Origin of the sequence: Virgisporangium aliadipatigenens, assembly GCF_016863615.1 — a bacterium.
Taxonomy (GTDB): domain Bacteria; phylum Actinomycetota; class Actinomycetes; order Mycobacteriales; family Micromonosporaceae; genus Virgisporangium; species Virgisporangium aliadipatigenens.
This window is the reverse complement of record NZ_BOPF01000065.1, coordinates 22460-37516: the sequence shown is the minus strand read 5'-3', so window position 1 is coordinate 37516 and position 15057 is coordinate 22460. Positions and strand designations below refer to the sequence as shown.

The following is a 15057-nucleotide window of genomic DNA, read 5'->3' as shown; positions in this document are numbered from 1 at the left end:
GTTCGAGTCGCCGATGCTCTTCGCGATCGGCTTCCTGGTGACGTTCCTCTTCGGTGGCCTGTCGGGCGTGCTGCTCGCCAGCCCGCCGATCGACTTCCACGTCTCCGACAGCTACTTCGTCGTGGCGCACTTCCACTACGTGCTCTTCGGCACCATCGTGTTCGCCGTCTTCAGCGGCGTGTACTTCTGGTTCCCGAAGTTCACCGGCCGGATGCTCGACGAGCGGCTCGCCAAGATTCACTTCTGGCTCACGATGATCGGGTTCCACACGACGTTCCTGATCCAGCACTGGCTCGGCAACATCGGCTTCCCGCGCCGGTACGCCGATTACCAGGTGGCCGACGGCTTCACCACGTTCAACATGATCTCGACCGTGGGCGCGTTCATCCTCGGCGCCTCGACGCTCCCGTTCATCTGGAACGTCTACAAGTCGTACAAGGCCGGTCGCGTGGTCGAGGTCGACGACCCGTGGGGCCACGGCATGTCGCTGGAGTGGGCCACCTCGTGCCCGCCGCCGCTGCGCAACTTCGACCGCATGCCGCGGATCCGTTCGGAGCGGCCGGCGTTTGACGCGAAGTTCCCCGAGCACGCCCCGGGGCACTCGCTGCAGAACCCGCCGGAGGGTGGCGCCAAGCCGCTGTCAAGTGAGTCGGACGGCGGGGCCCGTTACGAGGAGAACACTCCCAGTAGCGCGGGTTAGTTACAGCCCGCACGGACATAAATGCCGCCTTCGTTACGAGGGCGGCATTTCTGTTTCCGGAAGGTGACACATGGCTATCGGCGTAACTACTCTCAGTCCAACTTGGGGGTAGCGGTAGCCCATCCGGTCCGATACTCTGACTTCTCGGCGTCACCGCCCCCGGTGAACGTTTCCTCAGGAGCGACGCAGTGAGTTTGTCGATTCAGACAGGCACGCAAGGCGAACGCACCTTTGTTCTCGCCTTGCGCGGCGAGGTGGACTACGCCACCGCGCAGCAGTTCCGCGAAGCCGTCTCGCAGCTGCTCAGCAGCGGCCAGGCCGGACTTCTCGTCGTTGATCTGGCCCAGGTCTCCTTCCTGGATTCGACCGGCGTCGGCACGCTCGTCGTGGCCCGCCGGATCTGTTCCGACTGTGGCGTGCAGATGACGCTTCGCCACGTCAATCCGTTCATCGCCCGCCTTTTCGCGGTGCTCGGGGTGTCCGAGGTGCTCGGCGTCCCCGCCCCTGCCGGCGTGGTAGCCGCCCGGCGCACCCCCGTCCAACGCGGCACCACGGACGCACTCGTCCAGCCCGCGTAGGACACCCCTCCAGACAGCTCGGCTTTCTCCGGCGTCGATCCCGCAGGTGCAGTGAGGCACACCTGCGGGATCGCTGATTCACCGGACGGACCTTGCGCTCAGCGCACGATGGGCTGACCCTCCAGGCGCACCCCGGCCTCGCGCAGCTGCGTCAGCGCGGTCTCGACCGTCGGCGCCGCGACGCCGGCCGTGTGGTCGAGCAGCACCGTCGTGTCGAACCCCTCCCGCGCGGCGTCCAGCGCGGTGGCGCGCACGCAGTGGTCCGTGGCGATGCCCACGACGTCGACCGCGGTCACGTCGCGCTGCCGCAGCCACTCCGCGAGACCCGTGCCGTCGGCCTGCCCCTCGAAGCCGGAGTACGCCGCCGCGTGCGCGCCCTTGTGAAACACCGCCTCCACGCGCTCCGTCGCCAGGGCCGGGTGGAAGTCCGAACCCGCCGTGCCCACCACGCAGTGGGTCGGCCACGAGTCGACGAAGTCGGGCGATGCGGAGAAGTGGGCGCCGGGGTCGACGTGGTAGTCCTTCGTCGCCACCACGTGGTCCCACGGGCCGTCGCCGGCCAGCAGTTCGGACAGGGCCGCGGCCACCTGCGCCCCGCCGTTGACCGGGAGGGAACCGCCCTCGCAGAAGTCGTTCTGCACGTCGACCAGGATCAGCGCACGCGCCATCTCAGCACTCCCCAGCAATCGTGGTCACCGGGACGGCCGGGTCGCCCGCCGACAACTTCAGGCCCTCCCACGGGATAGAGATCAGATTCTGCCGCAGCAGCGCACGCGCGTCCGCAAGCGTGGGCAGCCCCTCGACCACCGCCCCGCCGCGCACCATGGGGATCTGCAACGCCCGGTCGCCCGGCTTCGCCTCGGGAACGCACCCGGCGCCGATGACCTCCTCCACGGCCGTCCCGGTGGGCTTGTGCCGCCGCACCGCCGTCTTGCGCCCGCCGACCGTCGCCTTGTTCTCCGAACGCTTCACCACCGGCCGGCCCGCCACCTCGACCAGCTTGTACACCAGCCCCGCCGTCGGCGCGCCGGAGCCGACCACCACGGCCGTGCCGGCGCCGTAGGCGTCCACCGGTTCGGCCGCGAGGGCGGCGATCGCGTACTCGTCCAGGTCGCCCGAGACGATGATCTTCGTTTCGGTGGCGCCGAGCGAGTCGAGCAGTTCCCGCGACTGGCCGGCGAGCACGGACAGGTCGCCGGAGTCGATCCTGATCGCGCCCAGCGCCGGGCCGGCCACCTCGACCGCGTGCCGGATGCCGGCGCTGATGTCGTAGGTGTCCACCAGCAGCGTCGTGCCCTTGCCGAGCACCGCCACCTGCGCGGCGAACGCCGCCGGCTCGTCGTCGTGCAGCAGCGTGAAGGCGTGGGCGGCCGTGCCGGCCGTGGGGATGCCGTAGCGCCGGCCGGCCGCCAGGTTGGAGGTCGAGGAGAAGCCGGCCAGGTACGCCGAGCGCGCGGCCGCCACCGCCGCCTCCTCGTGCGTGCGCCGCGAGCCCATCTCGATCAACCGCCGGCCCCGGGCCGCCGTCACCATCCGGGCCGCGCCGGCCGCGATCGCGCAGTCGTGGTTCAGCACGCTCAGGATGAACGTCTCCAGCACCACGCACTCGGCGAACGTCCCGCTGACCGTGAGGATCGGCGACCCCGGGAAGAACAGCTCACCCTCGGCGTAGCCGTCGATGTCGCCGCTGAACCGGTAGTCCGCGAGCCACTGCGCCGTCTCGTCGTTGACCACGCCGTTCTCCCGCAGGAAGGCGAGATCGTCGGCGGGGAACCGGAAGTCGGCCACCGCGTCGATGATCCGTGCGGTGCCCGCGACCACCCCGTACCGGCGGCCGGTCGGCAGCCGCCGCGCGAACACCTCGAACACGCACCGCCGGTCGGCGGAGCCGTCGCGCAGGGCGGCCGAGAGCATGGTCAACTCGTAGTGGTCGGTGCACAGTGCCACCGAGGTCTGCGTCGTCACGGATCCGAGCGTAGATCCCCGAATTGCCACCGGCAGGGCGGCTCTTACTCCTCGGGGGGCAGTGCGCGTAACGCCGCCGCCAGGCGGTGACGGCCGTCGACGCCCAGCTTCGCGTACACCCGCATCAGATGGTTGTCGACCGTGCGCGCCGACAGGTACAGCTGCTCGGCGATCGCCTTGCTCGCCACGCCGGCCGCGGCCAGCCGGGCGATCTGGCGTTCCCGATGGGTGAGCGTGGGATGCTCGATCTCCAGCGCCGGCGTGCGGGCGTCCGGGCAGCGGGCCAACGAACCGGCCAGCCGCAGCGCCGCCTCGGGCGCCTCCTTGGCGCGCAGCCGCCGCAGCACCGTCACCGCGCCGGCCGCCGCCTCGGCCGCGTACAGGTGCAGCCCCAGCGCGGCGAACGCCTCCGCCGCCCCGCGCAGCGCCGCCCCGTCGCCGGCGGCCACGGCCGCCACGTAGCGGAACACGGCCGGCGCCGCCGTGGCGGTGACGGTGGCGGCGAGCCGCCGGGCGCGTTCGGGTGCCGGGGAGCCGAGCCGCGCCAGGTCGAGCAGGACGGTCGTCTCGTGCCCGGCCAGCCCGTCCGCGCGCATCCGGGCCGCCAGCCGGTCGAGCGTGGCCAGCGCCTCCCGCCGGTTGCCGGCGGCCACGTGCGTCCAGGCGCGCGCCTGCTCGACCCAGGGGTGCAGCAGCCGCGCGGTGTCCCGGCGCAGCCGGTCGCAGTCGGCCATCGCCTCGGTGGCGAGGTCGGCGTCGCCCATCAGCGCCGCCGCGTGCGCCCGCTCGGCATGGGCCAGAACGGCGAACCCGTGCCCGTCCGACAGTTCCCCCGCGGCCTGGGAGGCGAGCCTCGACGCGACGGCGAGGTCACCGCGGAGCCGGGCCGCCTGCGCCTGGAGAACGGTCAGCAGGCCGCCCCCGAGCCGGAAGTCGCGCTCCCGGGCGACCCGCGCGAAGCCGGCGGAGAGAAAGTCGTCCACGGCGCCCGGGCTGCCGTCGATCACCAGCGCGGCACCGCGCGCGGCCTCGACGGCGAGGCGGACGTGCGGCGCGGTCAGGCACCCCTGGCCCAGCGCGTCCAACCGCGCCCGCGCGGACGCCGGATCGCCCGAGGCGGCCTCCATGTGCGCCAGCGTCGCGGTCGCCACGGCCCGGTGCTCCGGCCCGGCGGCCGAATCGGCCAACACCTCCCGCGCCAGCCGTCCGGCCTGCGCCGGCTCGCCGAGATGCAGCCGCATCGACGCCTCGACCGCCTTCACCGGTGCGAGATTGCGCGGCGAGACCGGCTCGAACGGCTCCCCGCCGTCGGTCGGGTCGCCCGCCGCGACGGTGGAACGCCGCGCGGAGGTCGTCGAGAGCAGCTCGACCGCCCGGGCGTCGCCCAGCCCCCAGAACGCCGCGGCCGCCCGGGCGCAGCGCCAGCGCGTGCGCTGCCGGTCGCCGGTCAGCTCGTCGGCGACGGCGTCGAGCACCCGCACCGCCTCGGCGGCCCGGTCGTCGAGCGCGAGCAGCGCCGCCAGCAGCTCCGCCGCGTCGAACCCACCCCCGGCCGCGACCGCCGCCCGTCCCAGCCGCGTCGCCTGCGCGATCTCGAACCGGCCGAACGCCTGCCGGCAGGCCCGCAGCAGCTGCCCCGGATCGCGGGCGGTGTCGCTGTCCAGCCGCCACAGCGCGACCCGCAGCAGGTCGTCGTGCCGCCGCGCACCGGTCGACTCGATCAGGTGCGCCAGGTCGGCGAGCAGCCGCCGCACCCGGGTCAGCGGGCAGCGCTGGCGCACCACCGCGCCGAACAGCGGATGAGCCAGCGTGACGACGGTGCGCCGGTCGTCGGGGCCGACCCGGATCAGGCCGCGTTCCTCCGCCAGCTCCACGGCGGCGCCGTCGGTGGCCTTCACCAGCAGGGACAGTCCGACCGGTGCGGCGAACGCGACCAGTTCGAGGACCTCGCGCACGGGAGCGGTGATCCGGCCCATGCGGTGGTCGACCGCGTCGGCGAGCGTGGGGGACAGCGGCAGCGCGCCGGTCCAGTGCCAGATGCCGTAGCGGCGCACGAGTGCGGAGCCGTCGCGGGCCGCCTGGATCAGCTCCCGGAGCAGGTGGGCGTTGCCCAGGGAGAGTTCCCACAGGCGGGCCGCCGAGGCGGTGTCGACGGGTCCGTCGCAGGCGGCGCGGAGGAGTCGTTCGGTGTCGGCGCCGGTCAACGGGTCGAGCTCGATCCGGGTCACCAGGTCGTCCACCCACAGCGCCCGAACCGCCTCGGGAACGTCGACGCCGGTCCGCAACGTCCCGATGAGGGTCGCCGGCCCCGCGCGTGCGAGCTGGTGCACGAGCGCCGCCGACAGCGGGTCCAGCAGGTGCGCGTCATCGACCGCCAGCACCAGCGAACGGCTTCCGGCCTGCCGGTACAGCACGTCCGCGGCCCAGCGCAGCAGCCCCGCACCGGTGACCCGCGGCGGTGACTCGGCCGGCAGCGCCGTCGCGAACGCCCCGAGCGGAAAGCCCGTCGTCGCGGCGGTGGCGTTCGCGGTGACCACCCAGTGGCGTTCCGGATCGAGCCGGGCCACACCCTCGCGCAGCAGCCTGCTCTTGCCGACTCCGGCGCCGCCCCCGAACAGCACGCCCCGGTCGGTCTCACCGGCGACCGTGGTGGTCAACCGGTGTAATTCGGACTCTCGTCCTACAAAGGTCCATGGGGGCACGGGCGGAGCATATAGTCATCGCCGTCACTCTGCGCGCCCGCGTGAGTACCGGATTGAGTAATGTCCGTGATATTACTGAGTACCGCGTGGGCTGTCAGAGTAGGTGGCCGTTCACGTAGCGTACCGCCCGGTCGTCGGGAGAAGGCGAGTTGACCCCCATGGCGTGGACGTCAGCGCTACCCCGCCCTCGGACAACGGAACGGGCGGACGAGTCGGACCCGGTGCACCCCACCACCGCGGACCCCGGTGCCGGAGGTGACGAGGTGCCCGCTCCGCCCCCAGTTCCACCCGTGGTCGTCATCGCCGGTACGGAGCCGCGCGAGTTCGTCGACGAACTGCTCGGGGAGCCGGTGCCCGGCCACTCGGCGAGCGCTTACGTGTCGCTGCGCCACGGGCCGACGGGGGGTCAGGCGTGGGTCCCCGGACACCGCGAGCCCCGCGAACTGACCGCCGAAGGACCTGCCGGTCCGCCGACCCGACCACCCCGGCGGGTGGTGCTGACCCGCGATGTGCCCCTGTTGGCGTTCGCCCACCTGGTCGTGGCCCCCGCGACGGCCGCCACTACCGCCGGCACCGAGGTGCTGCGCGACGCGGTGGCCCACACCGACGGCCTGCTGTACCTGCTCGACGCCGGAGTCCCGCTCGCCCCGAACCAGCGCGAGGAACTCGCCGCCGCCGTCGCGGTCACGCCCCGCCTGGTGATGGTCGACCTGCGCGACGCCGGCGACGACGACCGCGCCGTCCTGACCCGCCAGGTGCCGGCCCTCGCCGGGGCGACCTGGATGCGCGCCGCCGACCTGACCGGGCTGCGCGACCTGCTCACCGGCTGGAGCCGCCGGACCGCCGAGGAGGTGCTGGCCCGGGCCGACGACGACCCCGCCCGCACCCTTGCGGTCGGCGCGGTCTCCGTCACCGACGACGACGTGCGCTGGCGCACCGCGCTCGACCGGGACCTGAAGGTGCGCGCCGACGCCGTTCGGCAGCGCCTCGCCGCCGACCTCGTCGCCCTGGAGTCCCGCTGCGGCGGTGACCCGGCCGCGCTACCGGCGGTGCTCGACATCGAACTGCACGCGCTCTCCCTGCGCACCAGCGAGGCGCTCGACCGCGCCGCCCGGGCCGGAGTGCGCGCCGTCTTCGAACACGTCGTCGACGGCCCGCTCGCCGACCACGTGCTGGCCCGGGTGGCCACCGCGGTGCGCCGGCAGGTCGACCTCGACGACCGCACCCTGCTGGTGACCGCCACCGCCGGGGTGGCCGCCGTGGCCGGCTGCGGACACGCGCTGTCCTGCACGGGGATCGCGGGGTCGGCGCTGCTGCCGCCGATCGGCGTCGCCGTCTCGGGCAACTGCCACCTCATGTGGCGCTACCGCGGCGTGCCGGACAAGGCGGAGGGCCGCCGCTGGCTCCGACAGGCCGTCCAGTCCCTCGAACGCGAGCTGGACCGCGCGGTCGCGGAGCGGTTCGCGCTGCTCCGGGAGGCGATCGAGGCGCTCGCGGCCGACGCGATCGATCACGGGGTGCTCCTGGCCTGATGCCGGCGGCGTTTCGGTGGCACCATATGTGGTTATGGCGGCGCCACAGGTCACCCCGGTCGAGACCCCAGAGGTCGACGAGGCCACGGCTCCCGACACGCCGTGGGTCACCGTCGTCCACAACGACCCGGTCAACCTCATGAACTATGTGACCTGGGTCTTCCAGAAGCTCTTCGGCTACAGCAAGGAGAAGGCCGAGAAGCTGATGCTCGACGTTCATCACAAGGGTCGGGCGATCGTCTCCAGCGGCGCGCGGGAGCGCATGGAGCACGACGCCAGCCGCCTGCACGCCTACGGCCTCTGGGCCACAGTGGACAAGTCATGAGCGCGCGGCGGAACGCCGCTTGCGCGGGGAGCACGATATGAGCGCGCGGCGGGACGGCGCGGCGCCGTCTGGACTGAGGAGCGCAGGAAGCGCAGCGACCGGAGTGACGAGGGAAGACGGCGCCATGGGCGCCGGCCCGTCCGCTTGCGCGGGGAGCAGAGCATGACTGTTTTCGCACGTCGCGGTACCGGATGCGTCGCGCGGCTGGACGCCGTGGAGACCCAGGTGCTGCAGGAGGTCCTGACCCAGGTCGTCGACCTGCTCTCCGAGGGGCACGACCTCTCCGACCCGGTGATGGCCCGGCTCTTCCCGGACGTGTATCCGGACGACGCCGAGACCTCGGCCGACCTGCGTCGCTACACCGACGACGACCTCAAGGCCGCCAAGCTCGAACAGGCCGGCACCGTCCTCGGCACCCTGCCGGAGGGCGGTGGCGTGGTGCGCCTCGACGAGGAGCAGGCCGAGAGCTGGCTGCGCGCGCTGACCGACGCCCGGCTGGCCCTCGGGATGCGCCTCGACGTGCGCGACGACACCGACCTCGAGGCGGAGATCGACGCGGCCGTGGCGCGGGACCCCGGTTCGGCGCGGGTGCAGCAGCTGTCGGTGTACGGATTTCTGACGCTGCTCCAGGTCTCGCTGGTCGAGGCGCTGGTGGGCTACTGAGGTCCACTCGACATCTGGGACGGTGAGGGTGCTCACCGTCGAGGTGCCCCGTTCGGCAGGGTAGATTTGTGGGCGTGCTGACCATCGACGCCGCGATCCTGGAGGGGATCGTCGCCCATGCCCGCCGGGACCACCCGGACGAGGCATGCGGCATCGTCGCCGGTGCGGAGGGCAGCGACGTCCCGTCCCGACTGGTGCCGATGGAAAACTCGGCCCGGTCGATGACCTTCTACCACTTCGACTCGATGGAGCACTTCAGGGTCTGGCGGGAGATGGACGACCGGGACGAGGAGCCGGTGGTGATCTACCACTCGCACACGGCGACCGAGGCGTACCCGTCGCGCACCGACATCTCCCTTGCACAGGAGCCGGGAGCGCACTACCTGCTGGTGTCCACCGCCGATCCGGAGGTCACGGAGGTGCGGTCGTTCCGGATCCTGGACGGCGTCGTGACCGAGGAGCCGGTGCGGGTCGTCAACGCGAGCGAGGACGCCGTCCAGAAATACCTGTTCGGGCAGAGCCCGACGACCGTCGACTACGAGTGTCGCGCCGGTAATTGATCCGTCGCGTCCCTGTCCGTCGTCGCTCTGATTCCTCGAACTCTCGAAAGGTTGCTATCGCCATGGCTATCGACGTCCGCGTCCCCACCATCCTGCGCTCCTACACCGGCGGCGCGAAGGCCGTCACCGGCGCCGGTGACACGCTTGCCGACCTGCTGACCGACCTGGACCGGCAGTTCCCGGGCTTCCGGGAGCGGCTGATCACCAAGGAAGGCGCCCTGCACCGCTTCGTCAACGTGTACGTCAACGACGAGGACGTGCGGTTCCTCGGCGCGCTCGACGCCAAGCTCGACGACGGCGACTCGGTGACCATCCTCCCGGCCGTCGCGGGAGGGGCTTTCGCGTTCGCCGCCGCGGCGGCGCTCAGCGGGCGCTGAGTCCCGTGGCGCGCTACGACTCGCTGCTCGACGCCACCGGCAACACGCCGCTGATCGGGTTGCCCCGCCTTTCGCCCTCGCCGGAGGTCCGGCTGTGGGCGAAGCTGGAGGACCGCAACCCGACCGGCAGCGTGAAGGACCGGGTCGCGCTGTGGATGGTGCGCGCCGCCGAAGCCGAGGGTCGGCTCCGCCCGGGTGACACCATCCTGGAGCCGACCAGCGGCAACACGGGTATCGGGCTGGCGATGGTCGCGAAGCTGCGCGGCTATCGCCTGGTCTGCGTGATGCCGGAGAACGTCTCCAGCGAGCGCGTCACCCTCCTGCGCATGTACGGCGCGGAGATCATCTTCTCGCCGGCGCAGGGCGGCTCCAACAAGGCCGTCGCCGTCGCCAAGGAGATCGCGGCCGAACATCCGGACTGGGTGCTCATGTACCAGTACGGCAACGAGGCCAACGCCCGCGCGCACTACGAGACCACCGGTCCCGAACTGCTGCGCGACCTGCCCACCCTGACCCACTTCGTCGCCGGGCTCGGCACCACCGGCACGCTCATGGGCGTCGGGCGGTACCTGCGGGAGAAGGTCGAGGGCGTGCAGATCGTCGCCGCCGAGCCCCGCTACGGCGAACTGGTCTACGGGCTGCGCAACCTCGACGAGGGCTACGTGCCGGAGCTGTACGACGCGAGCGTGCTGACCCGGCGGTTCTCGGTCGGTACACAGGATGCGGTGCTGCGGACGCGGCAGCTCGTCGACGTGGAGGGGCTGTTCGTCGGCTTCTCCACCGGCGCCGTGCTGCACGCCGCGCTGGCCGTCGCGCACGAGGCGGTGAAGCAGGGCAAGCCGGCCGACGTGGCGTTCCTGGTCGCCGACGGCGGCTGGAAGTACCTGTCGACCGGCGCCTACGGCGGCACCCTCGCCGACGCCGAGAACGCCCTCGAGGGCCAGCTCTGGGCGTAGCCGGCTCAGCCCACCGAGCTGATCCAGTAGCCGCTCACGAGGCACATCGTGCCGACGATCAGCAGCATCCACGGGAGCCGTTCGCGGTGGATGCTGGCGAACGCGCCCACCGTCGAGAAGACCCCCACGACGCCGATGAGGAAGACGGTCGGCTCGTACCAGCCGTCGGTCGCGTAGAAGAGGCTGAACAGCAGCCGCAGCACCAGGATCGCGCCGCCGAAGCCGAGGGTCGCCGCCCACACGCAGACGGCGGCGAGCCGGCGCTGTTCGGGGGCGGGGTCGTCGATGCCGGGCAGCCGGAACCGCTTCCACATCTCCCGCTTGAACCACGCCTTCGTGTACTTGCGCGGCTTTCCGGGGCGGCGCACGGGTGCCCGCCGGATCCGTGCACTGGGGAGCCGCACTTCCGTAGCCATGGGGGACCTCCGCGTTCAACCGTCTTCACCCTGTGCAACGGACAAATCGACCCGTCGTCACGGTTTGTCGGCGACCGGTAGCTGTACCCGAGGGTTGCGTGTCACGTTCATGACTCTGTTCATGTGACCGTTCCTGCAGGCGGGGCGTGACGACGTAAGCTGCGCCCGTGACGGACGCGCCGATCGGCATCTTCGATTCGGGAGTCGGCGGGCTCACGGTGGCGCGTGCCATCCTCGACCAGCTGCCCCACGAACGGGTGATCTACGTGGGGGACACCGCGCACGTCCCGTACGGGCCCAAGCCCATCGCGGACGTTCGGCGTTACGCCCTGGACTGCCTCGATCATCTTGTCGAACGAGGTGTCAAGTTATTGGTGATCGCCTGCAACAGTGCTGCCGCCGCCTGCCTCCACGACGCCCGGGAGCGCTACTCCGTGCCGGTCGTGGAGGTGATCCGCCCGGCCGTGCGGCGGGCCGTCGCCGCCACCCGCAACGGTCGCGTCGGCGTCATCGGCACGCAGGCCACCGTGACGAGCCGCGCCTACGAGGACGCGTTCGCCGCCGCCCCGCAGGTGCGGGTGACGAGCGCGGCGTGCCCGCAGTTCGTGGAGTTCGTCGAGCGGGGCATCACCTCGGGGCGGGCGCTGCTCGGCCTCGCGCAGTCCTATCTCGAGCCGCTGCAGCGCGCCCGGGTCGACACGTTGGTCCTCGGCTGCACCCACTACCCGCTGCTCGCGGGTCTGCTGGGGCTGACCATGGGTGACGGCGTGACGCTCGTGTCGAGCGCCGACGAGACAGCGAAGGAGGTCTACCGGATTTTGACCGAGCGTGACCTCCTGCGCCCCGATACCGCTACGGAGCCGCAACACGCGTTCTTGGCAACCGGGGATGCGGCACCCTTTGGCCGACTTGCGGCACGCTTTCTCGGGCCTGCTGCGGCTAACGTGAGCACACTTGCCCAGGTGGCGGCGGGATCGTGAACAGGGAGGGCCTTGTGGGTGTCGATGGGATGTCGGGGCCGAGGGGGCAGCGTTGAGGCTCACCGTTCTTGGCTGCGCCGGCAGCTTCCCGGGGCCGGACTCGGCCTGCTCGTGTTATCTGGTCGACGCTGACGGCTTCCGGCTGCTGATCGACTTCGGGACCGGCGCGCTGTCGCCGTTGCAGCGCTTCGCCGGCCTGTACGCCATCGACGCGATCGTGCTGACCCACCTGCACGCCGACCACATCTTCGACGCCTGTTCGTACGTGGTCGCGCGGCGGTACAACCCGGACGGCGTGCTGCCGCCGGTGCCGCTCTACGCCCCGGAGGGCGCCCGCGAACGGCTCTCCACCGCCTACAGCGGCCCCGGCGACGACCCGCTCGACGACGTGTACACGTTCCACGAGTTGAAGGTGGGCACGTTCGAGATCGGGCCGTTCTCGGTCAGCGCGGAGCGGATGAACCACCCGGTGGAGACGTACGGGCTGCGCGTGGAGTACCAGGACCGCACGCTCGCGTACTCCTCCGACACGGCCCCGTGCGACGCGATCGTGCGGCTGGCCCGCGGGGCGGACGTGTTCCTGTGCGAGGCGAGCTATCTCGACGACGCCGACAACCCGCCGGACCTGCACCTGACCGGCCGGGAGGCGGGGGAGTTCGCGACCAAGGCCGGTGTCGGGCGGCTGCTGCTCACCCACCTGGTGGACGCGTGGGGGAGCGAGTTCATGACCTCCGACGCGGCCGCCTCGTCGTACACCGGCCCGATCGAGATCGTGCGACCCGGGCAGCGCTTCGCCGTCTGAGCACCATCTGAGGTGTTGCCCGGCGTTCGCCGCCACGTTCATCAATGGTCGCGTGATGCTCCGCGACCGCCCGCATCGTGTCCCCATGCGGGTAGCGATCATTACCGAATCGTTCCCTCCCGACGTCAACGGGGTCGCCGGCTCCGTGCTGCGGGCGGCTGATCATCTCCACGCCCGGGGGCACGAGCCGCTGGTCATCGCGCCGGCACCGGCGGCCGGCATGCGGGCGGTCACGGGTGCGCTGCCGTACCCGGTCGTCCGCGTGCCGTCGGTGCCGATGCCCGGCTACGGGCGATTCCGGTTGGGGCTGCCGAGTCGCCGCATCGCCGCGGCCCTGACGGCGCACCGGCCCGACGTGGTGCACCTGGCGAGCCCGTTCTTCCTCGGCGGCCCCGGTGCCCGTGCGGCCCGGGAGCTCGGCCTGCCGACGGTGGCCGTGTACCAGACCGACGTTCCCGCGTACGCCAAGCTGTACCCCGGCTTCGGCTGGAGCGCGGCGGCGGCCTGGCGCTGGCTGCGGCACATCCACAACGGCGCGGACCGGACGCTCGCGCCCTCGACCGCGTCCGCGACGGCCCTGCACAGCCACGGCATCGAGCGCGTATGGCTGTGGCGGCGTGGGGTCGACGCCGTGCGCTTCGACCCGGCGCACCGCGACGCTGACCTGCGCCGCGCGCTCGCGCCGAACGGCGAGGTCCTGGTCGGCTACGTCGGGCGGCTCGCCGTGGAGAAGCGGGTCGAGCTGCTCGCGCCGGTGGCGCGGATGCCCGGCGTCCGCGTGATCATCGTGGGCGACGGCCCCGCGGCCGCCGCGATCCACAAGGCCGTTCCCGAGGGGAACTTCCTGGGCGTGCGCAAGGGTGACCAGCTCGCGCGCATCTACGCGAGCCTGGACGTGTTCGTGACGCCGGGGCCGTTCGAGACGTTCGGCCAGACGGTGCAGGAGGCGCAGGCGAGCGGGCTGCCCGTGGTGGCCCCGGCGGCCGGCGGCCCGATCGACCTGATCGACCACGGGACGACCGGCTTCCTGGTGCCGCCGGACGACGGTGACGCGCTCACGGACGCGGTGGCGACGCTGGTGCGCGACACGGAGCTGCGCCAGCGCATGGGCCTCGCGGCCCGGGCCGTGGTGGCGGGGCGCACGTGGTCGGCGGTCGGCGACGAACTGATCGGCCACTACCGCGCCATCCAGCGCAGCATGACGCTCGGTGCCGCATGACGGCATCGGCGCACACTGAGGCGCACACTGAGCGGGCCGGCACATGAGGATTGTGCGGCTGGCCAACTTCGTGACGGCGCGCTCCGGGGGGCTCCGCACCGCGCTGCGCGAACTCGGCGAGGGCTACACGGCCGCGGGTCACGACACCGTGCTGATCGTCCCCGGCGACTCGTACACCGACGAGGTCTCCGCGCAGGGGCGGGTGATCACGCTGCCGGGGCCGGTGGTGCCGTTCACCGGGGGATACCGGGTGCTGCTGCGCAAGCGGCCGGTCCGCCGGCTCCTGGAAGAACTGGCACCCGACCGGCTGGAGGTCTCGGACCGGTTCACGCTGCGCTGGACCGGCCGGTGGGCGCGCGAACGCGCCATCCCGTCGGTGATGGTCTCGCACGAGAGCCTGGCGGGACTGCTCGGCGCGATCGGGATGAGCCGCCTCGCCGACCCGCTGAACGCCCGCTCCGCCGCCTCCTACGACACCGTGCTGTGCACGACGGCGTGGGCCGGGCGGGAGTTCGCGCGGCTCGGCGCGGAGAACCTCGTGCGCGTGCCGCTCGGGGTCGACCTGGAGGTGTTCCATCCGCGGCGGCGCGATCCCGACCTGCGGCTGCGCTACGCATCACCGGACACGGTGCTGCTGGTCCACTGTGGACGGCTGTCGTCGGAGAAGCGGCCGGACCGGTCGATCGAGGCGCTGCGCGCGCTGCGGGCCGAGGGCGTGCCGGCGGTGCTCGTGGTTGCGGGTGACGGACCGCTGCGGGACCGGCTCGAACGCGACGCCGGCGACCTGCCGGTGCGCTTCGAGCGCTTCATCCCGGACCGGCACCACGTCGCGGCCCTGCTGGCAACGGCCGACGTGGTGCTCGCACCGGGGCCGATCGAGACCTTCGGGCTTGCCGCGTTGGAGGCTCTCGCCAGCGGTTCCCCCGTGGTGGTTGACCGAACCAGCGCGCTGCCGGAGGTGATCGGCGACGCGGGAGTGGCGACGGACGGCGCGGATCTCGCCTCCGGCGTGCGGGAACTCCTCGCGCGGCCGGAGGCGGCCCGGCGCGCGGCGGCCCGGGCGCGCGCCGAACGTTACGGCTGGCCCGCCGCCGTCGAGGGCTTCTTGACTGTGCACGGTGCCACTGTCGGATTGCGGGCTCTCGGCCGGTCGATTTGACCCTCCGCACGCTGTGTAGTCGGGATTCGATGGCTTTCCATGATCACGCTGCGTGTATTCCTGGTTGTACTTCGCTACGCCTCTGCCGTTACGATGACGCACCGTGACTGCCGCTGGGCCGTT

At 72.2% G+C, this 15057-nt stretch carries 16 protein-coding genes; 12 read left to right on the top strand and 4 right to left on the bottom strand.

Annotation, left to right across the window (positions count from 1 at the left end):
• Both Val02_RS45165 and Val02_RS45160 read left to right on the top strand, forming a co-directional pair.
• Nucleotides 1-700 (top strand): cytochrome c oxidase subunit I (locus tag Val02_RS45165; protein WP_203905548.1); only part of this gene is annotated, 700 nt, incomplete at its 5' end.
• 188 nt (nucleotides 701-888) lie between these two features.
• Nucleotides 889-1278 carry an STAS domain-containing protein gene (locus Val02_RS45160; RefSeq protein WP_203905547.1) on the top strand — a complete coding sequence of 130 codons (390 nt, stop codon included), beginning with the start codon at nucleotides 889-891 and terminating at the stop codon, nucleotides 1276-1278.
• Nucleotides 1279-1376: 98 nt separating this feature from the next.
• Here Val02_RS45160 and Val02_RS45155 read toward each other — a convergent pair whose 3' ends face one another.
• The 3 genes from Val02_RS45155 to Val02_RS45145 are packed head-to-tail and all read right to left on the bottom strand — an operon-like array spanning nucleotide 1377 to nucleotide 5945.
• Nucleotides 1377-1946: a nicotinamidase gene (locus tag Val02_RS45155; protein ID WP_203905546.1), complete on the bottom strand. Its 570-nt coding sequence runs from the start codon at nucleotides 1944-1946 to the stop codon at nucleotides 1377-1379.
• 1 nt (nucleotide 1947) lies between these two features.
• Entirely contained in the window at nucleotides 1948-3243 is a 1296-nt protein-coding gene (locus Val02_RS45150) for a nicotinate phosphoribosyltransferase (RefSeq protein WP_203905545.1), read from the bottom strand.
• Between the two features lie 44 nt (nucleotides 3244-3287).
• The gene (locus Val02_RS45145) at nucleotides 3288-5945 is read right to left on the bottom strand and encodes a LuxR C-terminal-related transcriptional regulator (RefSeq protein ID WP_203905544.1); all 2658 of its coding nucleotides are present in this window, start codon (nucleotides 5943-5945) and stop codon (nucleotides 3288-3290) included.
• 263 nt (nucleotides 5946-6208) lie between these two features.
• Here Val02_RS45145 and Val02_RS45140 point away from each other — a divergent pair, with 263 nt between their 5' ends.
• The 6 genes from Val02_RS45140 (at nucleotide 6209) to Val02_RS45115 (ending at nucleotide 10358) form a co-directional block, all read left to right on the top strand.
• The gene (locus Val02_RS45140; protein WP_203905543.1) at nucleotides 6209-7477 is read left to right on the top strand and encodes a hypothetical protein; all 1269 of its coding nucleotides are present in this window, start codon (nucleotides 6209-6211) and stop codon (nucleotides 7475-7477) included.
• Nucleotides 7478-7511: 34 nt separating this feature from the next.
• A complete protein-coding gene (gene clpS, locus Val02_RS45135) occupies nucleotides 7512-7802 on the top strand; it encodes an ATP-dependent Clp protease adapter ClpS (protein WP_203905542.1) in 291 nt (96 codons plus the stop codon).
• A gap of 162 nt (nucleotides 7803-7964) precedes the next feature.
• Entirely contained in the window at nucleotides 7965-8465 is a 501-nt protein-coding gene (locus tag Val02_RS45130) for a DUF2017 domain-containing protein (RefSeq protein ID WP_203905541.1), read from the top strand.
• 74 nt (nucleotides 8466-8539) lie between these two features.
• Nucleotides 8540-9025, top strand: a complete 486-nt coding sequence (locus Val02_RS45125) for a M67 family metallopeptidase (RefSeq protein ID WP_203905540.1) — start codon at nucleotides 8540-8542, stop codon at nucleotides 9023-9025.
• A gap of 62 nt (nucleotides 9026-9087) precedes the next feature.
• A complete protein-coding gene (locus Val02_RS45120; protein ID WP_203905539.1) occupies nucleotides 9088-9402 on the top strand; it encodes a MoaD family protein in 315 nt (104 codons plus the stop codon).
• A 5-nt stretch (nucleotides 9403-9407) separates the two neighbouring features.
• Nucleotides 9408-10358, top strand: coding sequence for a PLP-dependent cysteine synthase family protein (locus Val02_RS45115; protein ID WP_203905538.1), 951 nt, complete (start codon nucleotides 9408-9410; stop codon nucleotides 10356-10358).
• 5 nt (nucleotides 10359-10363) lie between these two features.
• Here the strand turns inward: Val02_RS45115 and Val02_RS45110 are convergent, their stop codons facing one another.
• A complete protein-coding gene (locus Val02_RS45110; RefSeq protein WP_203905537.1) occupies nucleotides 10364-10774 on the bottom strand; it encodes a hypothetical protein in 411 nt (136 codons plus the stop codon).
• Between the two features lie 167 nt (nucleotides 10775-10941).
• Between Val02_RS45110 and murI the strand changes: the two genes are divergently transcribed.
• The 4 genes from murI to Val02_RS45090 all read left to right on the top strand — a co-directional run bounded on the left by murI (nucleotide 10942) and on the right by Val02_RS45090 (nucleotide 14934).
• On the top strand, nucleotides 10942-11754 hold the full coding sequence (gene murI / locus Val02_RS45105) for a glutamate racemase (RefSeq protein ID WP_203905536.1): 813 nt from the start codon (nucleotides 10942-10944) through the stop codon (nucleotides 11752-11754).
• Nucleotides 11755-11806: 52 nt separating this feature from the next.
• A complete protein-coding gene (locus Val02_RS45100; RefSeq protein ID WP_203905535.1) occupies nucleotides 11807-12556 on the top strand; it encodes an MBL fold metallo-hydrolase in 750 nt (249 codons plus the stop codon).
• Nucleotides 12557-12641: 85 nt separating this feature from the next.
• A complete protein-coding gene (locus tag Val02_RS45095) occupies nucleotides 12642-13775 on the top strand; it encodes a glycosyltransferase family 4 protein (RefSeq protein ID WP_203905534.1) in 1134 nt (377 codons plus the stop codon).
• Nucleotides 13776-13818: 43 nt separating this feature from the next.
• Complete coding sequence (locus Val02_RS45090; RefSeq protein WP_203905533.1) at nucleotides 13819-14934, top strand: glycosyltransferase; 1116 nt, start codon at nucleotides 13819-13821, stop codon at nucleotides 14932-14934.
• The last annotated feature ends 123 nt before the right edge of the window (nucleotides 14935-15057 follow it).